The organism is Amycolatopsis sp. NPDC051371 (assembly GCF_040682155.1).
GTDB lineage: Bacteria > Actinomycetota > Actinomycetes > Mycobacteriales > Pseudonocardiaceae > Amycolatopsis.
Window position 1 is genome coordinate 1 of sequence record NZ_JBFBAG010000071.1, and the last position, 22,425, is coordinate 22,425.

At 68.1% G+C, this 22,425-nt stretch carries 19 protein-coding genes and 1 pseudogene; 8 read left to right on the forward strand and 12 right to left on the reverse strand.

Annotated elements, in window-relative coordinates; translation table 11 throughout:
• Nucleotides 1–378: 378 nt before the first annotated feature.
• The gene (locus AB0M59_RS49110) at nt 379–507 is read right to left on the reverse strand and encodes a hypothetical protein (protein WP_364629811.1); all 129 of its coding nucleotides are present in this window, start codon (nt 505–507) and stop codon (nt 379–381) included.
• 134 nt (nt 508–641) lie between these two features.
• On the opposite strand from AB0M59_RS49110, the gene AB0M59_RS49115 reads away from it, so the two are divergent.
• On the forward strand, nt 642–875 hold the full coding sequence (locus AB0M59_RS49115; RefSeq protein WP_364629813.1) for a hypothetical protein: 234 nt from the start codon (nt 642–644) through the stop codon (nt 873–875).
• Nucleotides 876–962: 87 nt separating this feature from the next.
• A complete protein-coding gene (locus tag AB0M59_RS49120) occupies nt 963–2,858 on the forward strand; it encodes a hypothetical protein (protein WP_364629816.1) in 1,896 nt (631 codons plus the stop codon).
• 125 nt (nt 2,859–2,983) lie between these two features.
• Here AB0M59_RS49120 and AB0M59_RS49125 read toward each other — a convergent pair whose 3' ends face one another.
• Both AB0M59_RS49125 and AB0M59_RS49130 read right to left on the reverse strand, forming a co-directional pair.
• A complete protein-coding gene (locus AB0M59_RS49125) occupies nt 2,984–4,375 on the reverse strand; it encodes a ricin-type beta-trefoil lectin domain protein (RefSeq protein ID WP_364629819.1) in 1,392 nt (463 codons plus the stop codon).
• Nucleotides 4,376–4,654: 279 nt separating this feature from the next.
• Nucleotides 4,655–5,188, reverse strand: a complete 534-nt coding sequence (locus AB0M59_RS49130; RefSeq protein WP_364629821.1) for a hypothetical protein — start codon at nt 5,186–5,188, stop codon at nt 4,655–4,657.
• A gap of 440 nt (nt 5,189–5,628) precedes the next feature.
• On the opposite strand from AB0M59_RS49130, the gene AB0M59_RS49135 reads away from it, so the two are divergent.
• Complete coding sequence (locus tag AB0M59_RS49135; RefSeq protein ID WP_364629824.1) at nt 5,629–9,456, forward strand: hypothetical protein; 3,828 nt, start codon at nt 5,629–5,631, stop codon at nt 9,454–9,456.
• Between the two features lie 928 nt (nt 9,457–10,384).
• Here AB0M59_RS49135 and AB0M59_RS49140 read toward each other — a convergent pair.
• The 5 genes and pseudogenes from AB0M59_RS49140 to AB0M59_RS49160 form a co-directional block, all read right to left on the reverse strand.
• Nucleotides 10,385–10,690 (reverse strand): hypothetical protein, encoded by a 306-nt coding sequence (locus tag AB0M59_RS49140; protein WP_364629827.1) that lies wholly within the window; start codon nt 10,688–10,690, stop codon nt 10,385–10,387.
• Between the two features lie 5 nt (nt 10,691–10,695).
• Nucleotides 10,696–11,304: pseudogene (locus AB0M59_RS49145) on the reverse strand (DUF6000 family protein).
• 196 nt (nt 11,305–11,500) lie between these two features.
• A complete protein-coding gene (locus tag AB0M59_RS49150; RefSeq protein ID WP_364629829.1) occupies nt 11,501–11,938 on the reverse strand; it encodes a hypothetical protein in 438 nt (145 codons plus the stop codon).
• Between the two features lie 148 nt (nt 11,939–12,086).
• On the reverse strand, nt 12,087–12,509 hold the full coding sequence (locus tag AB0M59_RS49155; RefSeq protein WP_364629831.1) for a hypothetical protein: 423 nt from the start codon (nt 12,507–12,509) through the stop codon (nt 12,087–12,089).
• A gap of 50 nt (nt 12,510–12,559) precedes the next feature.
• Nucleotides 12,560–12,760 carry a hypothetical protein gene (locus AB0M59_RS49160; protein WP_364629834.1) on the reverse strand — a complete coding sequence of 67 codons (201 nt, stop codon included), beginning with the start codon at nt 12,758–12,760 and terminating at the stop codon, nt 12,560–12,562.
• A gap of 734 nt (nt 12,761–13,494) precedes the next feature.
• Between AB0M59_RS49160 and AB0M59_RS49165 the strand changes: the two genes are divergently transcribed.
• A complete protein-coding gene (locus tag AB0M59_RS49165; protein WP_364629837.1) occupies nt 13,495–13,920 on the forward strand; it encodes a hypothetical protein in 426 nt (141 codons plus the stop codon).
• Nucleotides 13,917–15,077 carry a hypothetical protein gene (locus AB0M59_RS49170; protein WP_364629840.1) on the forward strand — a complete coding sequence of 387 codons (1,161 nt, stop codon included), beginning with the start codon at nt 13,917–13,919 and terminating at the stop codon, nt 15,075–15,077. Before AB0M59_RS49165 ends, AB0M59_RS49170 begins: the two co-directional genes overlap by 4 nt.
• Nucleotides 15,078–15,218: 141 nt before the next feature.
• Here AB0M59_RS49170 and AB0M59_RS49175 read toward each other — a convergent pair whose 3' ends face one another.
• Together AB0M59_RS49175 and AB0M59_RS49180 are read right to left on the reverse strand one after the other, a co-directional pair.
• Nucleotides 15,219–15,401 carry a helix-turn-helix domain-containing protein gene (locus AB0M59_RS49175; protein WP_364629842.1) on the reverse strand — a complete coding sequence of 61 codons (183 nt, stop codon included), beginning with the start codon at nt 15,399–15,401 and terminating at the stop codon, nt 15,219–15,221.
• A gap of 536 nt (nt 15,402–15,937) precedes the next feature.
• Nucleotides 15,938–16,441: a MarR family transcriptional regulator gene (locus AB0M59_RS49180; RefSeq protein ID WP_364629845.1), complete on the reverse strand. Its 504-nt coding sequence runs from the start codon at nt 16,439–16,441 to the stop codon at nt 15,938–15,940.
• Nucleotides 16,442–16,543: 102 nt separating this feature from the next.
• Here AB0M59_RS49180 and AB0M59_RS49185 point away from each other — a divergent pair, with 102 nt between their 5' ends.
• From AB0M59_RS49185 to AB0M59_RS49195, 3 genes are read left to right on the forward strand one after another with little or no spacing between them, the layout of a single operon-like run.
• A complete protein-coding gene (locus AB0M59_RS49185) occupies nt 16,544–17,059 on the forward strand; it encodes a hemerythrin domain-containing protein (RefSeq protein ID WP_364629848.1) in 516 nt (171 codons plus the stop codon).
• Nucleotides 17,052–17,990: an LLM class flavin-dependent oxidoreductase gene (locus tag AB0M59_RS49190; RefSeq protein ID WP_364629850.1), complete on the forward strand. Its 939-nt coding sequence runs from the start codon at nt 17,052–17,054 to the stop codon at nt 17,988–17,990. Before AB0M59_RS49185 ends, AB0M59_RS49190 begins: the two co-directional genes overlap by 8 nt.
• Nucleotides 17,987–18,844, forward strand: a complete 858-nt coding sequence (locus AB0M59_RS49195) for an LLM class flavin-dependent oxidoreductase (protein ID WP_364629853.1) — start codon at nt 17,987–17,989, stop codon at nt 18,842–18,844. The genes AB0M59_RS49190 and AB0M59_RS49195 overlap by 4 nt, the downstream gene beginning before the upstream one ends.
• Nucleotides 18,845–18,888: 44 nt before the next feature.
• Here the strand turns inward: AB0M59_RS49195 and AB0M59_RS49200 are convergent, their stop codons facing one another.
• Nucleotides 18,889–19,398 (reverse strand): DUF417 family protein, encoded by a 510-nt coding sequence (locus tag AB0M59_RS49200; RefSeq protein WP_364629856.1) that lies wholly within the window; start codon nt 19,396–19,398, stop codon nt 18,889–18,891.
• Nucleotides 19,399–19,559: 161 nt separating this feature from the next.
• Nucleotides 19,560–22,346, reverse strand: coding sequence for an AAA family ATPase (locus tag AB0M59_RS49205; protein WP_364629858.1), 2,787 nt, complete (start codon nt 22,344–22,346; stop codon nt 19,560–19,562).
• Between the last annotated feature and the right edge of the window lie 79 nt (nt 22,347–22,425).

Sequence of the window (22,425 nt, forward strand, 5' to 3'; positions counted from 1 at the left end):
AGGACCCGAAACCCCTCACCTGGACGAAGACCGCTGAGGAGATCCTCGACTCCCTGCGCAAATATATCGCACGAGTTTCTGGCGCAGGACACTAGCCATCGAGGCGACAGATCGCAGCACAGCTTGGCAGCCTCGCGATCGGCCAGCTCCCCGGAGTCGCATCCTCAGCCGGCTCGTCGGCCTGATCGGATGCGCACGCATTACCAGCCGCAGAAGAGTGCGTTCCGCTCAGTGGTCGATGCTCTGCCGAGATCAGCCGGCCTTGTAGACCTCGGCGTTCAGGATCGTTCGCTTGGGCACCTTGTGGCCGCGATGCAACTTGACCAGAAGATCGACGGTGGCCACCGCGAGGCGGTGGGTGTCCTGAACGACAGTGGCTCAGAAGGGACTGTCGTCGGCGTCGATCAGCGCCTTGGCTTCCAGCACGCCGTCGATGCCGACTACAACGGTGGCAGCGGTGGCCGCCGAGACGGACATCGAGACGACGTCGACTGCACCGAGGGCCATCTCGTCGTTGGTGCAGAAGATCGCGTCGAGGTTCTGATGGGGCTCCAGTTACCGGATGTGGGCTCGTGTCGCACTGTATGCCCGTGATCGCATGAACTCGCACTGGTCGTCGGTTGTGATCTCGACGTCGGGCAATGCGGATCAAAACCACGGACGCCGTCCCCGCCGACCTGCGCGCGCAGGCCGCCGAGATGGGATTGTTCGGGATCGCGCCGAATCGGAAGCAGCAGCGACCTCGACGCCTGTCACTAAACGTAGTCTTCGGGTCGTTGATCGCGCGCCTCCGACGTGGTGTCGGGCAGGAGATCGCCCTCGCCAGCCCCGGTAACGCCGATCGGCGGGACCTGCGGTTGTCCCTGGTGGCGTGAGGTCGGCGCGGTCGCCTTAGGTGCCAGAACCACCCTGCCATGGGCACTCAGTTGTTCAATCACCCTTCGTGATCAGTAAACTTGGCGGTGACAACCGAGCAAGATGTCCGGCACCGCAACGGTGCGAGGGGGAGTAATGATATTCCGAACTGGTCTCATCGAGTCGTGCCCGAAGGGAAGAGCGGCGTGACGTCCTCTCCTGTGGCTGAGTCTTCCTTGGCCGAACCGCCGGTCGCCGAGCGGGGGACACCGGTGACCGGGGGGCGCCGAAATCTCTTGTGGCGCGGCGCCTACCTGGTGCTCGCGCTGACCGGTCTGGTCATGACATTCCTCTTCATCCGGGGAACGCTCGACGACTCGTTCATCACCTGGCGCTACGGCAAGTCGCTGGTCGAAGCGGGCGTCTGGAACTGGAACCCGGCCGGCCCCCGGGTCGAGGCATACACGAACCCGCTCTACGCGGTCCTCTCGATCATCCCGGCGTTGGTCGGCATGTCGGCAGAGCTGTTTTTCAAGCTCGTGTCCGTCGCTATCGTGATGGGGTTCGTGGTGGTAGTGCGCAAAGCTCGACTGCCCCGCGCGCAGGAGTTCGTGCTCTTGGCGATCGCACTGGCCAGTCCGGTGTTCTACCTCCAGCTCTACCTCGGGCTCGAGACGGCGAGTTTCGCACTGCTGATTGCCTGGCTGTTCGGCATCCTGCACCGCCGCGGCAAGCTGGGCCCGCTTGGTTTCGTGGTGGCGGCCGCGCTGGCGGTGAGCCGGCCGGAGGGCATCGTCTTCGCCGGCGGGGCGATCGCGTGGTCCCTGCTCATCGACTGGCGCGACCGAGGAACCTGGCGCGGTGCGGTGCTCGTCCTGGGCGGCTGGGTCGTGTACTGGTGTCTTCGCTGGTGGTACTTCGGCCAGTTTTTCCCGAACACCTATTACAAGAAGACGACCGACAACACCCCGGCGCTGCAGAAATTCGCGGAGCTCGCTCTCGCGATCACGCCACTGGTGGTGCCCGTCCTGATGGGTGTCGCGATCAGTGTCGCCTGGTACCGGCGCACCCGGGCCACTCGGACGACCTCGCTCGCCGACTTGCTGCGCGACGCGGTTCCGCTGGTGCTCGCGGTGCTCTCCGCGTTTGTCGTGCTCGGGGTCTACCGCCCGTCGAACCTCGTGATGGACCCCGGGCACCGGTTCTACTGGCAGTTGCTGCTGCCCGTCGCCCTCGTCACGCTGACTCGGCCGCTCACCGCGTCACGTGAGGGCGCGGACGTCCAGCACCGGAACCTCACCCTGCTCGGGCTGGCCCTCGCCACCGTCACGGCGCTCGTGTGGGACCTGGCGCACCCGACCAACGCGACCGTCGTGGGGGCCGGCATCGTCGCGGCGGCCGTGGTCATCGGGGTTTCCCGCCGGACACACGTCGCGGTGCTGGCCGCCGTGGTCGGCCTCTCCACGGTCATCGGCTTCGGGCAGGCGAACGACCTGCTCAGCCATCTGGCCTACCGGTACCGGCTCGAAGCCGCGCACCAGGCGCTCGGCGCCGCGGTGGCCGCCACCCGGCTCTCGCCGGGCAAGATCGTCGTCGGCGATGTCGGCGCGTTCCCGTTCCAGGTCAGCCAAGAAGTCATCGACATCTCGGGTCTGGCCACCGTCGAGGCGGCGCACAACGCCCTCGACGCCGGTTTCCTCGAACGGAACAACGTCAAGCTGGTCGTGCTGATCGCGAACAGCGCCGACCCGGACGACGTGCGTTCCGTCGATTCGTCGGGAGTGGCCTACGACTGGGTCAAAGCCAAGGGAGCGGCATTCGTCAGCGGACCTGGTCCGGTGTTCGCGCCGCGTTACCACCTGAACTACTGGATGAGCCGGGACTGGGCCGATGCCGGCCTGCTACAGAAGTTCGAGGCCGCATACGAGGCGTCCCTGTCCAATGACGACTCCGACGCCCGGGTCCTGCGCCGGCACCTGACCGCGTTCCCCTTGCTCGGGTAGTGGACCGGCAGTCCTTCGACGCCGAAGCGTCGGCCATCCGGGGCGACCCGGGCCGGCCGACGCTTCGGCGGTCGTGAATACAGGACAGCAGGCCACACCGTGCTTCGGTGGTCGAGTCTGCGGTGCTAACCGCCCATGGTCCACTGCTGGCTGAGGTTGCCGGGCTGGGCGGTGGCGATGACCACCGTCGTGCCCGCGACGTTGGAGCCGATGTCCATAGTCAGGCCGTTGTAGTTGCGGATCGTCCCGTCGGGCAGCACGCGCCACTGCTGGCTAGTCCCGCCGCCCGCCTGGCAGGCGGCGGTTCCGATCGGAGTGCCGGGAGCGTTGGAGCCAAGGTCGAGGCACAGGCCGTTGGCGTTGCGGATCGTGCCGTCGATCGGGGCGGTCCACTGCTGGCTCGGCCAACCGGAGGGCTGACAGACCGCGGTGATCATCCGGCTACCCGGATTGTTCGAGGTCAGGTCGGCGCACAGACCGTTGTGGTTGCGGATCTTCCCGGACAACGCATGCAGTTCACCCACCGCCCACTGCTGGCTGGCGTTGCCGACGCCGCAGGTCGCGGTGCCGATTGGCGTACCGCCGGCGTTGGCCCCGATGTCCGCGCACAGGCCGTTGGCGTTGCGGATCGTGCCGTCAGACGAAACCTGCCACCGCTGGCTGGGGTTGCCGGACTGAACGACGGCGGTGACCACCAGAGCACCGGCGGCGTTGGAGCCGATGTCCATCGCGAGACCGTTGTAGTTGCGGATAGTGCCATCGGAAAGCACGCGCCACTGCTGGCTGGTGAAGCCGGCTTGACAAGTGACAGTGACGACTTTGGTGCCGACGGCGTTCGAACCGAGGTCCATGCACAGTCCGTTGGCGTTGCGAATGGTTATCGTCGCGGTCTGCTGACGGATCCAGTCGGTTATGTTGTCGACGCGGGCTTCCGTGCTGCCTTGACGGGTCTCGTGGCTCACCAGGCAGCCGTGCTGCCACGTCGTACTGTGCAGCGCTACCAGTTCCACGGTGCCTGCACGCTGGCGGAGCGTGGGGCCACCCGCGTCGCCCTGGCACGTGTCGACGCCGTCGGCACCGGTCACGGACGCGGTGGTGTCGGTGGTGGCATTCACCGTGAAGGGCGCGATGCGGGCCTGGTCGGGGGCCCAGGTGTCCGCGGTGCGCCCGTAGCCGGCGACCAGCAAGCTCTCTGCTGAGGCGGGCGCGGTCGTACTCACCGTGGCTGGCGTGATTCCGGTCACCGGCGCGTTCAGCAACCCGAGGGTCACGTCCCGGTCGGACGTCGGTGCCACGTAGGTCACCTGTGCCGTGTAACCGGTGTTGGTTGCCGTACGTCCCAGAATGACCGTCGTCGGCTTGGGCGGGGCGCCCGCTTGAAGGCCCGTGCCACCGAAACACGACGTGGCCGTGGCGATCCAGGAAGTGTCAACCAGGGCGGCGCTGCACCCGTTGCCGTCGACGCCGGGACTCCCGACCTCGAGCCGGCCGACGAACGCGTAGGCGCTGTCGGTCACCTGCGTTCCGCCGCTGAGAGCGAAGGCGGGGGTGCAGATCAGCAAACCGGCGTTCAGGACTGCGATCAGGGCAGCCGTGAGGGATCTGCTCCGATGATGGAGAAATGGCATGGAGGTCCTCTATGTATGCGGGTTATTGAAAGGTGGTTGGTTGGCTTCGACTCGTCGCCCGTTTGGCAAGTCGGCGAACGTGAGTGCATCGGCCTGGGCGACGGAATCCTTGCCCACGAAATGGGCGGACCAGCTGTGTCGCTGGCAGTGAAATGTGTCGGCCGCCTGTCAGCGCGATGCGTCCAATTGGAGCAGCGTAGTCGCGTCGCCGGGTGGGGTGGTCGCGATTCCGACCTGTGTGTCGCCGTTTGGATTGACGTCCACAGTCGTATGTGCACCAGCATCGGTGGTGAGCTGGGCCTTGAGCTTGTGGCCGGCAGCGCTGGACGTGCCGTCACCTCGGATGGCGTAGACGTTCGGGATCTTCAACGTCAGATGGCCGGTGGCGGCGGTGACCTCGAAGCACAGCTTTCCGGTACTGGCTGAGCCGATCCGGTCCGTGCTCCGCACGATGATCAGTCCGGGTGTTTCCGGGGAAGGGCATGGTTTGTAGAGGATGTGCCCGTCGCCGCTGATCAGCTGCACGCGGTCACTGGCCAAGACGGCGTCTGCTCCTGGGTAAATATAGCTCTCTACCGCGGATGGCTGCTCGTCCGCAGCCGAGGCGGCACCGCTTGCCGGGACGGTAGCGATGCTCACTACGGCAACGGCGACCGCCGCGATTGCCGCGGTGCCGAGAAACGTCCGGTTCAACCGGCGCATGATTCCCCCTACAAGATGGCAAATCCGACATAACAGGCAATATGTGCACCGACATCAAACGATGCACGTAGCGCGAGACTAAGCACCCAATCCTGGAAACAGTATTGTGATTTCGATCACCTCTTAATGGCGGTTGACTGCTCCGCGTTGTCCAGTAACGCTATGAGCGACGGAATTCCGGTTTGCGCACCCCGATTGGCGGCGATGACTGTTGGGCTGGCCGTGGAGGCCCCGCTCCTGCATTCGTCCTTTCGGGAATGACGGCGCCCCAAATGGCCCGATATGACAACGGAACCCTGGGGCGCTTCATTTTGGTATCGTGATGACTGCTGCGGCCTTTCGGCGGTTGACCGAATGTTGCTTCTCTGGTATTGAGCAAGCTGCGCAATTGCCGGTCGGGTGAGTCTATTCACTGCGGCAGTCCGAAGAGGGGGACTCACGTGCGTACGGTCAAAACTCGGTTTCGTGCTGGCTTGATTTTAGCGGTTACGGCGACGCTCGGCGTCGGCGGAATCATCACCCCGCCGGCCGCCGTGGCCTCGCAGAGCCAGCCGATCGTCGCGGCGGCGTCGGTGGAAGCCGGCCCATCGGGCTCGGACCGCCTGAAGGTGCTTCGGCTGTGGCAGTTCGGCGGCCCGGCGACCAGGCAGGACGCGGCGGCGGCTCTAGCCGGCACGGATACGGACGTGACGCGGTTCTTGACATCGCTGAAGGCCGTAGACGTCTCGATCGACCGAAGTGTGCAGGTTAGCCGATTGATGTCGGCTGGGGGAGCGGCAACGCGATCGGCGGCACAGCAGGCGCTGGACGCCGGTACCGAAGACTCGCTGAGCGCGTTCCTGGACACCGGCTGGGAAGCGCCGTACGGGATCGACCTGAGCGTGCGGGTCAGCCAGGTGATGTCCGCTGGCGGCGCACAGGTCAAGGAGGCCGGGCAGCAGGCGCTGGACGCCGACACCGACGACGCGCTGAAGTCGTTCCTGCAGTCCGAATGGCAGGCCCCCTTCGAAATCGACCAGACCGTCAAGGTCAGCCAGGCGATGTCCGGCGGCGGTCCGGAGGTGAAGAAGGCCGGGCAGCAGGCACTGGACGCGGGCACCGTGGACACGTTGAATCAGTTCCTCGGCGTCGATCTGCCCGTGGCGCAGGCGCGAGATGCGGAAACGACGTCCATCGCGCAACTGGTGGCCACGGCCAAGGCGGCCTCGGACCAGGCGGCGACCGAAACCGAGCAGGCGAAGCAGGAATCCGACCGCGCGGTCGTGGAGGCCGCGGCCGCGATGAAGGCTGCCCAAGCCGCCAAGGACGCCGCGGCGGCCGCGCAGGGACATGCCGGCGAGGCCACGGATGCGGCGAACCGGGCCGCATATGCGGCCGACCAGGCGGCGCTCACCGCGCGGCAGGCGATCGGCGCGGCCAACGCAGCGTCCCGTTCGGCGCACACCGCGGCGATGGCTGCCGCGCGGGCGGCCGCCGCGGCCGGCCAGGCGCGGACGGCCGCCTCACATGCCTACGACGCGGCGGCAGCAGCGATCGGCGACAAGGTCAAAGCTGCGGACGCGACCAAGGCCGCGCAGACCGCGCGGGACGCGGCGGTGAGCGCGTCGACGGCCGCCGACGCGGCCAGGGCAGCGCGGACCGCGTCACAACGAGCCAAGGATGCGGGTTCGGCGGCCGGGGACGCCGCAACCCAGTCCCGGACGGCGGCGCAGGCCGCCACCGACGCGGCCAACAGCGCCGCGGCTGCGGGCGGCGATGCCCGGCAGGCGCAGGCCGCCGCCGCGAACGCCCGTGCCCAGGCCGCGCGGGCGACCGCTGCTGCGCAGGCCAGCCAGTCCTGGGCGGACGAAGCGGGCTCGGACGCCGGCGCGGCCGCCGATGCCGCCTCCGCCGCTGCCAACGACGCCACCGCAGCAGCGGCCGCGGCGGACGACGCGGCCGCGCACGCCGGGCAAGCCGCGGACGCGGCGGCCAAGGCGACCGCCCACGCGAACGCCGCCTCCGCAGCGGCGAACGCGGCGGTCGGCGCGTCGAACCAAGCGGCCCGGATCGCCCAGGCCGCCCGCAAGGCCGACGACGACCGGATCGCACTGAACGGCCAGCAGGCCGACGACGCCGCGCTGGCCGCCGCGTCGGCGGCTTCCGCGCGCCCGGTGCCGCCCCGGTGGGACCTCGACCAGGTCAGCACCTGGAACGCCGAGACCACCCGGCTGATCGCCGAGGCCACCGCGGCCGGCACCGCTCGCGCGACCGTGCTCACCGACGCCCGCACGGTCGCGCTGACCCTCGCCGGCCAGGGCGGCCCCTGGACCAAGGCCGCGGCACTCGCCGCGCTGTCGGCGTCCGACGACGAGGTCGTCGACTTCATCACCACCGGCCTGACCGCGGCCGCCGGGCAGGACGACCGCGCCGTCCTCGCCCAGCTCGTCGACACCGGCGCGCCCGGCTTCCAGACGGCCGGGAACGCGGCACTGGCCGGTTCGGACACCGATGTACGGAACTTCCTGCGCAGCCGTGACTACCCCGGTCGGGAACAGGACGACACCCTGCAGGTCAGCCAAGTCATGTCCGCCGCTCGCACGGCCGGTCGCACCGTGGTCGTGCAGGAGGGCCAGAAGGCCCTCGATGCCGGCACCGACCAAGCGCTGCGGGAGTTCCTCGACAACGGCCAGTTCGTCGCGCTCGGCATGGACGACCAGCTGAAGGCCAGCCAGATCCAGTCCGCCGCTCGTGCCGCGGGAGCGCGCGAGGTCGTCAACGCGGCCCAGGCCGCCCTCGATGGACCACCGGTGCTGCTGCGCGAGTTCATCGCCGTCGGCCAATACACCGCCGCCCGCCGCGACCAGAACACGGCCGCCCACAACGCTGCCATCGACGGCCTGCTGGCCCAGGCCGCAAGCTCCGCGGCCACGGCCACCCACGACGCCGACGAAGCTCAGGCCGCGGCGGCTCGAGCCCGCAACGCCGCCGACGAAGCCGCCGGGTACGCCGATCAGGCGGCCACGGCGGCCAACCAGGCCGCCGACTACGCCCGGCAGGCCCAGGACGCTGCCACTCGCGCCGCGGCGTCCGCCCAGCAGGCCCAGACCTCGGCCAACACTGCAGCTGGCGCGGCGGCGTCCGCCGTCGTCTCCGCCGACCGGGCCGGCCGCTCAGCCGCGACGGCTCAGTACTATGCCCACGCCGCCGCGGGCTACGCCCACGATGCCGCGAGTTCGGCCAAGATCGCGTACGACGCCGCGATCCAAGCCGGCAAGGACGCCGCTGCGGCTGCTGTGGCCGCGAAGGACGCTTGGCAGAGTGTCGCGAACAAAGCCGCGACGGAAAAGCAGCAGCTCATCCAGCAGCGGCGCGCCGACTGCGACGATAATGCCCGCGACGTCGAGGCCGTCAACCTGCTGAGCAATCAGGACTGCGTGCTGCTGTTCAGTGGCTCCGAGGCCGACCAGGAACGCATCCTCGGCCACCTGCAGGACATCTGCAGACAGCACATTCCGCAGGGCGACCCGACGCTGGCGCGGTGCCTGGACTACCGGAACCTGTTCAGCCCGAACTACATGGCCGCGCTCCGGGACGACTTCACCAACTTCGTCACCGCCGGAACGGATCCGGACCTCGGCGGGCTGCTCGTGTTGCTCGCCTCCCTGGTCTGCCCGGAGTGCGAACTTGCCGACCTGCTCGCCGGCGGGGCCGCCGAGCTGCGCGCGGGCGCGGGGGCCGCCGCCCTGACGGAAGCGGCCGACGTCGCGGGGGTGGGCCTGCTCGACGCCGCCGGTGCCGGCGCTGCCGCGCAGCTCGGGCGGGCGGCCAGTGCTGCGCAGGAAGCGGCGGCGGAGTCGGGAGCACTGGCCAACGAAGCCGCCCACCTCGCCGACCTGCCCGACATCGGGCTGCTCGAGATCACGGCAACCAACCCGTCGGCCTCGGAAATCCGAGCCGCCGAGGAAATGGCGGGAGCAGGTTCGAGGGTCACACTGCGGGATCCGGTAGGCACCCGTGCCGGTGGCGGGACGAGCGACCTGGTGGTCGACGGAGTGCTTTGGGACGTGTACTCGCCGACGGGGACCTCTATCAATTCCATGCTGGGGAAGATTGCGAAGAAGTACTCCCAGGTGCACGGCGGCGGCGTGATCGTCGATCTGCGGGGCACCGGGCTTTCCGCGGCCGATTTCGGCGGCGCGGAGGAGGCGCTCAGGCGAGTGAATGGTATGATCAAAAGCTGGGGTAAAGATGAACTCATTGGTGAAGTCAGATTCTTTGGTGGTTGATGATGGCGAAGATGCGATGCAAGTGTGGAACCATCCTTCGTGATGACGATCCTCACGATAGCCTTTTTGTTCTGACGCACGATGAGTTCGACGTGGATGTCTCTCCGGAGATATTGCTGGGTAGGGCGCAGTTGGCCGTGCGATGCAAGGTTTGCCATCGGTTGTGGTTTTGGAGTGAAAATGGTGATCTGTCGGAATATCTGAAAGGCGATGTGTTGCCTGGCGGGTCGAATCTGTTGAGTGAATGAACCAGTTTCGCGAGTCCCGCTATAGTTGGTCGGGTCGTTGTGGGATTTGGGTAGTCTCGAGCAAAATTACCTTTGCTCCATGCTGGAGATAGGCCCACGATCATATGACGTACTCACCGCTCGGGTAGCGCAACAGGCGACGGTGATCGAAGGGTCGCGAGTCAGTTGGTGGGTGCACCGCGTGATCAGGGGGCCACCTTCGGCGCCGCAGCCGCCCTGGTCGCCTTCCTGCTCCCGTCGCTGGCCCGTAGCAGCGTGTCAGTCGACGAGGGCTCAACGAGCGGCTATGTGGCCAGCCTCGGTGAAGGGCTGCGGTTCATCGGTGCCGATCGGCTGCTGTGGGCATTGTGGTGCTGGTCGCGGTGAGCGATCTGCTCGACCAGGCGTTGCTGTCGGTGCTAGCTAACGCCTGGTGACGTACCAGAGGGTTGTCGCAGAAGGTCAATGGCCTCATCGATCTCGGTGGGTCGCAGTTAAAAATCGTCGCCGGGCGGGCGGCTACCACCCTATTTTCCAGGACGTGCGCCCAGTTGCCGCATAACGCACCGCGCATGACCGAGTCCGCTACTGTCCCGTCGTCTAGCCTCGACCTCGTGCTGCCCGAGGAAAGTCTGACCGAGGCCGAGCGGAGACTCGTGATTTCTAACCTTGAGAAGCATGACCCGGTTGCCTGGTTGGGTTCACCTGACCACCGTCCCACTCCTGCGCGGATGGGTTCCGCATCCACCGAAGTAGTCAGCCTTGACGTAGGCAACAGGATCACCCACCGAGCAAGCGGCCAGCGCGCGACTGATCCGGCGGGCGCCTTTCCAGGACCCGTCAAGGCAGGCCTCTCCGCCGGCCGTGATCGCGTCGAACAACGCGTCGGTCATCGGCAGCATCGATAGGTGCTGGCCGAGCGTGACGACGTGCGTGCTCTCCACCGCGCTCGCCAACGTGCGGAGCATAGGTCCGGTGGAAATGACCGCTTGCAGGTGGTACCCCATGGTCCTCATTCTCGTGCTGATCGGGCGGCACGGCCGCTCTCCATGGCGAGCGCACGCAGCTGGCCGATGAACCACTGCGCGTCCTGTGGCGACCGTAGCCGTGCGCCGGCGGAGAGCGCGTCGCACCAGCGCCACCAGAGACCGCCGGGTTGGATAAGGCGTGCGGTGTGGTCGGTGCCGAGTGTCTCGTCGATGCACAACAGCGCGCCCAGGGCGGCGTGCTGGTCGTAGTCGAGATCCGGGCGGAGCAAGTATCGGTCGAGGTAGGTGATGAGGGGAGCCGCGTCGGCTTCGGTGCCGAGGCGGGTCAACGCGACGCAGTGTGCCCTACCGGCCTACGGGCCCTCGCTGGCGTGAAGGAGGGCGCCTATCTTGTCCCGGAACCGGGTTCGGCGGGATACCGCGATGAGCCATGCTGCGGTTTTGCGTTCGCGCCAGCCACCGTGGTCCAGCACTTCGAGTTCTGGATCGGTGATCTGTGCGGTCGCCTTGCACAGCTCTCGGAGGAACGAGATTTCCGCTATCGAACGGTCGGCAGCCTCGTCAGGGCGGCGGCTGTCGATCTCACGCTCATCGGCAGGGGCGGACGCCTGCGACCGCTCGACCAGCGGCATGGGCGTTCACCTGGAAGTCACCGCGGGGCCGAGGAGCGCACCGACCCGACCGCTCCGACCCTGCTCGCCCAAGGCGCCGCCGCCCGCCGCCATCGCCCGCCGCCTTACCTCCACCAACCCCACGCCCTTCAGCCGGGCGGTTCCGTGTCCGATACGGCTTCCCGCCCCAGCACCGCACGGCAGTGATCGACTGCCTTCAGTGCCAGCCGAGCTCGGCCAGCTGTTCCCCGGCGTTGCCCGGCGGCCAGACGGTCACCTTGTCCAACCGGCCCGACGCGGTGTGGAATCTGAGGCCGCGGCCGAACGGGTAGCGCACCCACCACAGGCCGGTCACCTCGGCGCGGACGATCCGGATCGGTTCAACGCTGTAAACGCGCAGCTCGATCTGGCCGCGGCTGACCAGCAGGGTGGCCAACGGCCACGTCGCTTTGAGGTAGTTCACCTGGGCTCCGCCCCGCAGGACGAGGTCGTAGTCCTCGTCCCGCAGCGCAGCGAACTGGCGTGCGTGGGCCGGGTCCGGCGGCGGGACCCGACGGAGACCTTCGAACTTCTCCGGCCACCGGAACCTGATGATCGCCGTCGTCACCCCGAAAGCCACGAACACCGTCAGGGCGATCCCTTCGCCAGGTCTCATCGGCGTACCTCCTGCATCGCCGGCGAAGCATCTAACTCGAACAGATGGTTCCCGGATGATCTTTCTTTGCTGTACCGAACAAACTCGTGCGTTGCTGTCCATACCTGCGACACTGTTGCGCCGGGACGGCGCGCAGAGAGAAGAGACATCACCGCCAGCGAGACAGCCGCCACCGCCACCGCATTTCGAACCGTGCCCAGGATTTCTCCATCCTCACGCCGTGATGCCACAGGAACAGCAGTACGGTGCCGCCCGCGCCGAGCAGAGTCAGCAGGCTGCCGGCCACGATGACCGGGGTGTGCTTGTCACCATCGTCGAGTTCGGCGCGTCGTTCGTCCGGCCACACCCGGATCTGCACCCGGCGCCCCACGACGTTCACACGCCCCTGGTGGTGCTCGAAGGTCTCGGTCCTCGTCACTCCGTCGGGTCCGGTGTACTCGACGTCGGCGGTCAGGTGCTCCCGGACGTCGGTCGCGACGACCCGCCCCGGGAAGAGCCCCGCCGACCGGTTCACATCCACGGCCATGGAGACGCCGGTCCACACCACCGCGAGCCCGCCGACCAGCACCACCAGGGGAAGCCACAACAAGGCCGCCTCGGGCAGCCAGGACCTCGACGACGTCATGCCTCCAGCACGCCGGCAAGGCCGCCGCGGTTGCCCGCCGGCCCGGAAACGCTTGCGCTCATCTTGCCCGTGCCGTTCCAGGATCTCAGCTTCAGCCGGCTGTCAACGGCCTTGCCAAAGGTCTCCGCGTAATACGCGGTGAGCGTAGCGACGATGCCGCCGACCTCGCGGTGGCGTCGGCGTCCGCTCATCGGCATGTGCGGGCACCGCGGTCGATGGGCTGTTGGGCATGTGGGAGCCTGCGGTTGTGGACTCGGTGACGCTGCACGTGGCGGCTCGTCGGTACCTGATGGATCGCTACGACGAGCGGTTTTGAGAAGTTCGCCGCGGCCGCCGGTGAGCCCGCACGCGAGCGGAGGCTGCCCGATCCCGGGCCGATCGACCCCGCCGCGCTCGGCCACGCGGCGGCGCTGAACGGAATCGAGATCTTGGGACCTCCGCCGACCCGCTGACGATGCGCGTGATCAGGGGCGCTGCCGGCCTTCCCGTGAAACAGTCGAGCAGCCATGGGGCAGCGCAGGCAGGGCTCCTCTTGGTAGGCGTTGCCGGGAGCCTCAATGGTGACCACGCGCCACCCGTCGGCGCCGCGACGTACGAGAACCACGTGGGCGCTCGGCGGTGTCGGGTCCGTGGTGTCGTCAGGCGTGTCGGGCACGTCGGTTGCTCCCCTCGATGGCGAGCGAGCGGTGTAGTGCGTCACGTCCACGATCTTTCGTCGTTCCAGCAATGTTGGACGTGTGCGCGGACTGTGTCGGCGAAAGGCGCGAGAGACCGACGAGTGAAGGGTTCGCGCACGAACTGCTACGGGGTTAGTACTTTCATCGATGAATGGCGCCGTGAGTGGGAGTCACCCGACGATGACCTCGCGATACACAGTGGCCTCATTGCGTGTCGCCAGGGAGATCCGGCCGCGTTGCGCTGTACGCTGACCATGACCGCCGCCGGGCTGCCGCCGTCTCAAGATCGAGGACCGATGCGTATGAACCCGTGGCTGCAGTTGGGTGCCACGCTGTTCGTTGGCATGCTGACCGCAGGTGGCGCGCTGGTGGGCGTCCGGCGCAACGGCCAGGTCGGCGACCGGGCCACCGAGCAGCGGGAGGCCCAAGGCCGCCGGGAAGAGTGGTCGAAACGGTTCTACGAAGTGCTGGCATACGTGGTCGATGAATCGCCCCGCAAGCGAGTCGCCGGCCTGGAACTGATGACAGCCCTGGCCGATTCGGAGCTCGCCGGACCCGACGAGCGCTGCCTCCTCGAGGCCCTCACCGATCGTGTCCTCAACCCCCTCATCCGCGAACTGGACGCACTTGACGCGGGCGGGAACGCAGCCAAAGGCAACAAGGGCGAGCAACCAGCATGAACGAACCAACGGAGGTGACCCCAGAGCAGATCGCAGCCGCGCGTCTCCGTATCGTCCTCGATCGACGAGCGGGCCGTGAGTCGGCCGAGATCGTGCGGCGAATCGCAGCGCTGGAACCCGCCCAGCCGACGAGCACGACGCCCCTTCTTCTCCCCAGAAGACAAAACACCGAGCAAGATCAGGTGGTCACCCCCTCACGTTTAGGAGTCCTTCGCGATCCCCGCGATGACGAAAGCGCGACCGGCGACGAAGTCGTCAGACCCTTGGTCAGGCACTCCGGTATCCCAGCAAACCTTCCCGTGCTGCTGGGACAGTTCGCCGACCTAGTCCCGCCGGCCGGCAGCAGCATGCAGGATTCGATCCGTGAGTACGTGGATGCTCTCGACGGCTCCCACGCCGATATCTTGGGTCTCTTCGTCTTCCAGGCTTCCGGGCTGCCGGAGCTGATCACCGAGCTCATCCGGGTGAGGCCGAAGCAGCCGCTCCCGGTGTCGATGATTATCGACACGGGGCTGGGCGGAGTCCCGAAGGCGATCTCGATCGCCGAGTCCCGCCCCGAGTTGCTGTCTTTGCGCATTGTGGAGATGCCGGCCCCAGCGGACGTCGACACTTTCTGGTTGGACCGGGTGATGGAGTTCATTCCCGACGACGTTGTGAGCGTCGTCGAGGCCCGTCGCGGTCCTGGGCTGCTGGAAGCCGTCCGGAGGGTCGCAGAGTACGGCAGTCGGCTCAAGTTCCGCTGCGGCAGCCTGTCGGATGCGAGCTACCCAGGCGTTGACGACGTCGCCGACTTTCTCACTGCAATCAGCGCCGCGCAGGCTTCGTTCAAAGCAACCGGCATGAACCGGGCGATCCGGCACATCGATCCGACAACCGGGGAAGCCCATCACGGGTATCTCAACCTGTTAGTCGCCACCGCTCGAACCCTGTCAGGCCACGATGTGCGCGAAGCGCTCAATTCGACTGATGGCCATGCACTCGCGCGCGAAGCCGCCACGCTGTCCGAACAAAGTCAGCGCACTGTTCGCGGAGTCTTCGCCAGCTGCAGCTGGACTTCCTTCGCGGAAGGAGTGCAGGATCTGACGAGGCTCGGGCTGCGTGCGCAGCCCGGACCCGGTCATGGCGCTGAGTTCGCCGACGGCAGCGCCGGGGCGTGACATACCTTGGCCCTCCGCGACGCAGGTACATCTCGATCTTCAGCGGACCGAAGTGGTAGTGCTGCCGCAGGTGGATGATCTTCTCGACCACTTCGGGTGGGGTGATGGTCGGGCAGTGCTGCGGGGCGCTGGAGCGGTCCTTCAGGTCGTCGTGCCCTCGTCTTCGTAGCGGTGTTTCCACCGGTAGAACACGGTGCGGCTGATGCCGTAGTACCGGCTGGTCGCGGCGACGTTGCCGCTGATCTCTTCGGCGTAATGGAGGACGGCCAGGCGCCGGCTCGCGCGCCTGACCAGGTCCTTCTCGCTCCATGCTCGTTCAGTCATGGGCCTCCCTTTGGTCAGGGACCCGGACTGCCGACAACCTCTGTCAGTTTTAGACATCACCACGGCATCGGCTGGTAGCAGGCTGTTCCGCGGAGTCGGTGATCAGGTGCTGGCGGGCAGTCCGCCAAGCCATCGCGATGGCGAGCACGCTCGACGGCGGCAGCGGATTCGGCCGACTACCGCCTCGCACTGCCCGATCGCCTGGTGTGACAGGAAAAGTCACTTGTGACCGCTGGCTGCACCTGTCGCCCGAGGGCATCACGGCCGCTGCGTACGAGGCGATGCCGGAGGGGCGTGCCGGCGGATCGAGATCGTCGACGGCGGCGTCATCGTCGTCTCGGCGCCGTTTCGGTCGCATGAGACCTTCGTGCGGCGCCTCGTCAGCCTGCTCGAGTCCGCCGCTGGGATTGGACATCGGAAGGCGATATCGGAAGACCATAGCTCGTGCCTTGTGCTGCGTTCACAGGCGAAAATATCTGCAGTGGCAAAAACATAAAAGTATGGCTGTCGTCGGCGATTGGGAAGGGCCGCGCTTTTTAGCTGACCGGGTCCCGGTCGCCGCTGCCGGAGATGGCTTCGATGTCCTTGCCGACCGCGCATGGGTCGGCTGTCGGGTCGGTCTGGTTCGCGTGGTCGGCGACGCGGGTCAGCAGTCCGCAGAAGAGGTTCTGCTCCTCGGTCGTGAGCCCGGCCATGACGTGCCGTTCGACTTCGCGGAGGCGTTCCTGCACCCGCTCCCACAGTTCCCGGCCGCGGTCGGTGGCGACTATGACGCGGTTGCGGCGGTCGGCGGGGTCGGGACGGCGCTGCACCAGGCCCGCGGTCTCGAGGTCGTCGACCAGGTAGGTCATTACGGTCTTGTTGACCCCGTGCCGCTGGGCGAGTTGCACCTGGCTGCCGGCGCGGCCGTGCACGGCGTCGGAGATCACGTGGTACCCGCGGGTGCCTCCGGGTAGCTCGTCGAGCACGGTCGTGGACGCCTTGGCGTATGAGCGGTAGACGAGCCCCAAGGCGAGCCCCAGGTCCTCCGTGGTGGACATCTCCCTATCGTACTCCATCCAGAAGACGATCAACATTTTAGACGGTTGTCTCGACAGACCGTCTATTTTGAGTACCATCGGTGGCAGGAGGTATGCCGAACCATGACCAAGACAGACGCAGTGCCAGGACGGCTGCTGCAGGAGTTCAAAGCGGTGCACGACATCGTCCGACGTGACATCGGGCGGTGCCGTGACCTCGCCGCCCAGGCGAATGCCGGAACCGGGGTGGCCGCGCTGCGGAAAGGGGTGAGCCACCTGCGCACCCACGGTGTGATCTTCCAGTTGCGGGTGAACTGCCTGCAGGCTTGTGGCTTCGTCCACCTGCATCACCGCGGCGAAGACGCCATGCTCTTCCCGTCGGTACGCAAGGCGGCGCCCGAGCTGAGCCCCGTGGTGGACAAGCTCGAAGCCGACCACCGGACGGTCTCCGACCTCCTCGACGAGGTGGAGGCCGCGACCGAGGCCGCCGGCGGCTCAGCGGCGGACCAGCAGAGCAGGCGTCGTCTCGCCGAGGCTCTCGACCGGCTCAGCGACCACCTGTTCGAGCACCTCGCCTATGAGGAAAAGGTGCTTGCCCCGGTGATCAACAGCTGGCAGAGGTGGCCCTTCTATGAGTGACTACGGAGCCCCCTTGAGGTTCGGGTTGTCCGTGGCTCCGGATGCCGGTGACCTCCCGGGCGTCACTGAACTGACCGTTGCCGCGGAGGAGGCCGGGCTCGACTTCGTCGCGATCCAGGACCATCCCTACCAGCCCGCCTACTTCGACACCTGGACCCTGATCACCCACCTCGCCGCCCGCACGCGCCGCATCCGGTTCATCCCGGACGTCCTCAACCTGGCCCTGCGGCCTCCGGCGATGCTCGCCAAGGCGGCTATCACCCTGGACGCGATCAGCGGTGGCCGCTTCGACCTCGGGGTGGGGGCGGGTGGGTACGCGCCGATGGTCGAAGGCATGGGTGGCGCCGGCCTCACCGGCGGTGCCGCGGTCGCCGCGGCCGCCGAGTCCGTTCAGATCCTGCGTCGCGCCGTGGACGCCGCGGCCGAGGACAGGACAGTCACCTTCTCGGGTTCCCACCACTCCGTGCGTGCCTTCCGCCCCGGCCCGGCGCCCGGACACCGCGTCCCGGTCTGGGTCGGCGGCATGCGTCCGAAGATGCTCGAGCTGGTGGGCCGCTACGCCGACGGCTGGATCTGCCCCATCAACACGGGGTTGCCGCCCGAGGCGGTGCCCGACGCCCAGCGCATCATCGACACCGCCGCGGTCGCGGCCGGTCGCCGGCCCGGGGACATCGGGCGGCTCTACAACATCCTGGGCTCGATCGGCCGCGACCCCCGCGGTCAAGGTCTTGACGGCCCCGTCGAGAAGTGGGTGGACACCCTCACCGAATGGGCTGTCGGACTCGGCTTCGACACGATGATCTTCTGGCCGGCCACGCCCACGATCGAGCAGGTCCGCGTGTTCGCCGACGAGGTGGTCCCCGAGGTCCGCCGGCGGGTGGCCCGCCAGCGTGCCGGCGGCGGACACCCCCATCAGGAGGCGGCCCGGTGAAGATCGGCATCGGACTGCCCAACCAGATCCGAGACGTCGACCCCGAGCTGCTGCCCACGTGGGCGGCGCGAGCCGAGCACGCCGGGTTCGCGACGCTCAGCACCGTCGGCCGCATCGCCTACCCAGGAGTCCAGGACACCGTCGCCCTCGCGGCGGCGGCCGGCGCCACGGGCACCATCGGGCTGCTGAGCGGGGTCATGCTCCCCACCGTGTGGCCCGCGGTCCTGCTCGCCAAGGAGGTCGCCGCGATCGACGGCGTGTCGGGCGGACGCCTCACGCTCGGTGCCGGCATCGGTGGCAACCGGGCGGACGACTACGTGGTCGAGGGCCTCCCCGGCAGGCAACTCGGCGCCCGGATGGACGCGGATCTGGAGACGTACCACCGGGTCTGGCGGGGCGAGCCGGTCGGCGGCGGATCCAGTCCCGCGGTGCCCGCGGGGACGCGTCCGGTGCCGATGGTGTTCGGCGGCACGGCACCGAAGGCGTTGCGGCGCATGGCCGAATGGGGCGCCGGGTACATCGCGGGACCTGTCCCCGCGACAATGGTGACGCCCATGTTCGATGCCGCACGGGACGCGTGGCGTGAGGGCGGCCGCACCGGCTCGCCACGGCTGATCGCGCTCGCGTACTACGCGCTCGACGACATCGAGCGGGCCAGAGCCAACGCGGGGGACTACTACGCTGCGTCCGGCACGGACACAGCGACGTTGGTCCTCGACACGATGTCCCACACCCCGGCAGCCATCCGGGCGGTGATCACGTCGTTCGCGGGCATCGGGGCGAGCGAGCTGGTGTTCATGCCGGCTACCGACGACATCGCCGAGATCGACCGGCTGGCGGAGATCGCACTGTGAACGTCGCGCCTCGCGGCGAGCCGGCCGCGAGGCACGACAGGGTGTTACAGCCGGTGTGCGCGTCGCTGTGCGCCGGCCCGTGCGGCGATGAGGGAGTCGCCGAGTGTCCACAGTGCCACGCCGATCAGGACGAGGTCCTTGAGCAGGAACTGGCCGGGATTGCCGGACAGGACCGGAAGCGGGCCGGCCAGCTCCTGTACCACCCCCGACGTGGTGAACAGGAAGCTCAAGGTGCCCAGGAACAAGATGATGGCCAGCACGCTCCCGGCTGCCGAGACGCGTGGCCAGAAGGGACGTACCGCGATCAGGGCCGCGGCGAGGAGCTCCAGCGTGCCGAGCGAGTCGGCCACCGCGTTCCGGCTGAGGAAGTCGTAGAGCCAGCTCATCAGTGGACTGTCCAGGATGAGCTTGTGCGCCTCCATCTTGACGAACTTCCCGGAGCCGATCCAGGCCAGCACCACGACAAGTGCGTACCGGCTGCCCCATCGGCCGGTGGCGGAAATCCGTTCGCCGGAAACGTGCGGGGACACAGCGGTGCTCAGCTTGCTCGACACAGAGGTCGTCCTTCCTAGGCGTTCGGTGACTTCCCGCATAGGGGTGAGAACTCAACGCAAGCCTATGCGGGATACCCGGCTCGCCGGCGACGTCATGATCATGCGTCAGACTTGCGTAACATCCGGGAGAGGAGGACCGGTACCGCTGTTCCGCACTGTGTCTATTGTGGACGACCGGCGGCCGGCGGCAGGACGTGGTCGAGCTGGCTGCGTGAGGTGATGCCCAGCTTGGCGAAGACCTTGCGCAGGTGATATTGCACGGTGTGCGCGCTGATGAACAGCCGGGTGCCGATCTCCGGATTCGACAGCCCGTCCCGGGCCAGCCGGGCGACCTGGAATTCTTGCGCGGTCAGTTCCTGGTGCGTGGCGGGGATCGTCCGTTTGCGGGCGGTCTCGCCGGTGGCCCGCAGTTCACGCCCGGCCCGCTCGGCGAAGGCTGCGATGCCCATCGCCTCCAGCATGTCGTGGGCCGTGCGCAGGTGCTCGCGTGCTTCGATGCGGCGGCGTTCTCTGCGCAGCCATTCACCGTACAGCAGGTGTGCGCGGGCGAGGTCGACGCGGAGCCGGGTCTTGCCGAATCGGGCGATCGCTTCACGGTACCGGCGCTCGGCTGTCTTGCCATCGGTCAGGAGTGCGTGTGACCGGGCCTGGGCTCCCAGCGCCCAGTCGGTCCCGGTGGCGTCGGTCAGTTCGGTGAGCTGCCGGAAGGCCTTGGTCGCGGTCGCTGGCGTTCCGCAGCGGGCGGCGGCCTCGATCACTTCGACCAGGCACCAGCAGAGGGCGGCGAGATCGTGGTCGTAGGCGGTGGCCCGCAGGCCTGCGGCCAAGGCCGTGTCGTAGTGGCCGAGGCCGTTGTGGAGGGTGGCGTTCGCCAACTCGGCGAAGGTGATCCCGATGCCTTCCCCGCGTCGGGTCACGTCCTTGATGGTGGCGTCGATCAGGGCGGAGGCCCGTGTTTGGTCTCCGCGTAAGGCGGCGAGACCGAGTGCGCAGTACGGCGCGAGGCCGCTGCCCGTCGCCTCGGTGATGGCGTGGAGTTCGTCGGTCAGCGCCGCGGCTGTGGTCAGATCGCCGGCGAACAACACCATGTAGACCCGGGCGGTGAGCGCGAGCGGGAGTTCGCTGAGCGCACCGGTCTTCCGGGCGAGCTGGAGGTAGCGGGTGGAGAGCGTCTCCAGATGGTCGTCGTCCCAGAGGCGCATGGCGGTGATGCACGCGAGGTACATCCGGCGCAGTTCCTCTTCGGCCGACATGGAGACGCCGAAGTTTTCGAGGGCCGTGCGCAGGATCGGGACCCCTGCCGCGTGACTCACGTTCAGACCGGCCGCGGTGCCGTCGAGCAGGAGGTCGGGGGCGCGCGGGGCGGTGCGTGGGGGCGGTGCTGCGCTGGTGGCGCGGGCCACGTCCAGCACGTCGCTTCCCGGGGCGGCCAGGCGGCCGGTGAAGATGGCGGCGAGCAGGGCGTCGAGGTAGGTCGCGCGGGAGAGGTCCGGGTCGATGTGCTCGAGTCGCCGGGCCGCGGTCAGCAGCAGCGGTGCGGCATCACCGCCCCGGCTGGTGTTGAACGCGAGCTGCGCCCGGAGCAGGTCGACGTTGGCATGCTGGAAGTCGCTGAGTGGCCCGGCTTCGGCCATGGCCAGGAGGTCTTCCGCGACGTCGAAGGCACCCGCCTGAGTTTTGGCCTGTGCGGCGGCCACCGCCCGCTCAGCACGCTTCGCCGGATCCAGCGTCAGCGTCGCCGCCTGCTGCAGGAAGGCGGCGGCCGCGGCCAGACCTCCGCGTGCCCTGGCCCGCCCGGCCGAGCGTTCGAGTTCGGCGGCGACGTCTTCGTCCGGCCCCAGCGCTGCCTGCGCCCGATGCCACGCACGCCGGTCGGGATCGAGCCGCTGGTCGGTGACCTCCACCAGAGCTTGGTGGGCCTTCCGCCGGTCGTTGGCCGAGGCCGACCGGTAGGTCGCCGAGCGCGCCAGCGGATGGCGGAATCGGACCCGGGTCCCGAACTCGGCCAGGCCCGTGTCGGCCACCGCCGCCGCGGCGTCGGGGCTGATATCGAGCCGTTCGACTGCCCGGCTCACCAACGCCGGGTCACCGGTCGGGTCGGCCGCCGCGACCAGCAGCATGCGCCGGACTGGGTCGGGAAGCGCGCTGACGCGCCGCCGGAAGGTGTCCTCGATGCTGCCCGCGAGCGGCATCGCGCCGGGGAGTCCGAACCCGCCGGCCAGCTCCGCCACGGAGAGTCCCCGGGGCAGTTCCAGCAAGGCCAGCGGGTTGCCCCTCGTCTCGGCGACGATCTGGTCTCGGATCCGCTGGTCGAGCGGACCGGTGAGCACGGAGTTCAGCAGCGTGCGGGCATCGGCTTCCGGCAGACCGGCGACCACCAGCTCCGGCAAGCCGGTCAGCTCGTCACTGGGTACCCGGGCCGCGAAGACCAGGCCGACCGATTCGGCGCCCAGCCGGCGGGCGACGAACGCGAGGACCTGCGCCGAGGCCCGGTCGAGCCACTGCTCGTCGTCGACCAGGCAGAGCAGCGGGCGGTCGGCGGCGACGTGGGACAGCAGGCTCAGCACGGCCAGGCTGATCAGGAACCGGTCCGGCGGCGGTCCGGCACTCAGCCCGAACGCGATCCGCAGTGCGTCACGCTGCGGCGGCGGTAGCGCGTCGAGCCGATCCAGCATGGGCCCGCACAATTGGTGCAGCCCGGCGAAGGCCAGCTCCATCTCCGACTGGACGCCGGCGGCGCGGGCTATCCGGCAGCCCGCCGAGTGCTCGGGCAGGTATTCCAGTAGCGCGGTCTTGCCCGCGCCCGCCTCGCCGTGCACCACCAGTGCCCGGCTTTCACCTGCGTGCGTGATCGCCTCGACCAGCTGGTCAAGTACGCCGCACTCGGTGTGGCGGCCGGTGAGCTCCGGCGTGTGCCACGATCCCGGCAAGCCTCCAAGCACCTGCACGAATCCAAGCTAACGCCGCCGGCCCCGGACTACTCATTACGGCTACCTAACGGGGGATGCGACCTCCGTCCGGTTGCTT

Coding starts and splice junctions, on each gene's coding strand:
- AB0M59_RS49115 (WP_364629813.1), top strand. CDS start 642: ATGCGGATCAAAACCACGGACGCCGTCCCCGCCGACCTGCGCGCGCAG.
- AB0M59_RS49190 (WP_364629850.1), top strand. CDS start 17,052: ATGAGTGACTACGGAGCCCCCTTGAGGTTCGGGTTGTCCGTGGCTCCG.
- AB0M59_RS49130 (WP_364629821.1), bottom strand. CDS start 5,188: ATGCGCCGGTTGAACCGGACGTTTCTCGGCACCGCGGCAATCGCGGCG.
- AB0M59_RS49140 (WP_364629827.1), bottom strand. CDS start 10,690: ATGGGGTACCACCTGCAAGCGGTCATTTCCACCGGACCTATGCTCCGC.
- AB0M59_RS49165 (WP_364629837.1), top strand. CDS start 13,495: ATGACCGCCGCCGGGCTGCCGCCGTCTCAAGATCGAGGACCGATGCGT.
- AB0M59_RS49150 (WP_364629829.1), bottom strand. CDS start 11,938: ATGAGACCTGGCGAAGGGATCGCCCTGACGGTGTTCGTGGCTTTCGGG.
- AB0M59_RS49170 (WP_364629840.1), top strand. CDS start 13,917: ATGAACGAACCAACGGAGGTGACCCCAGAGCAGATCGCAGCCGCGCGT.
- AB0M59_RS49175 (WP_364629842.1), bottom strand. CDS start 15,401: ATGACTGAACGAGCATGGAGCGAGAAGGACCTGGTCAGGCGCGCGAGC.
- AB0M59_RS49110 (WP_364629811.1), bottom strand. CDS start 507: ATGGCCCTCGGTGCAGTCGACGTCGTCTCGATGTCCGTCTCGGCGGCC.
- AB0M59_RS49185 (WP_364629848.1), top strand. CDS start 16,544: ATGACCAAGACAGACGCAGTGCCAGGACGGCTGCTGCAGGAGTTCAAA.
- AB0M59_RS49180 (WP_364629845.1), bottom strand. CDS start 16,441: ATGTCCACCACGGAGGACCTGGGGCTCGCCTTGGGGCTCGTCTACCGC.
- AB0M59_RS49160 (WP_364629834.1), bottom strand. CDS start 12,760: ATGCCGATGAGCGGACGCCGACGCCACCGCGAGGTCGGCGGCATCGTC.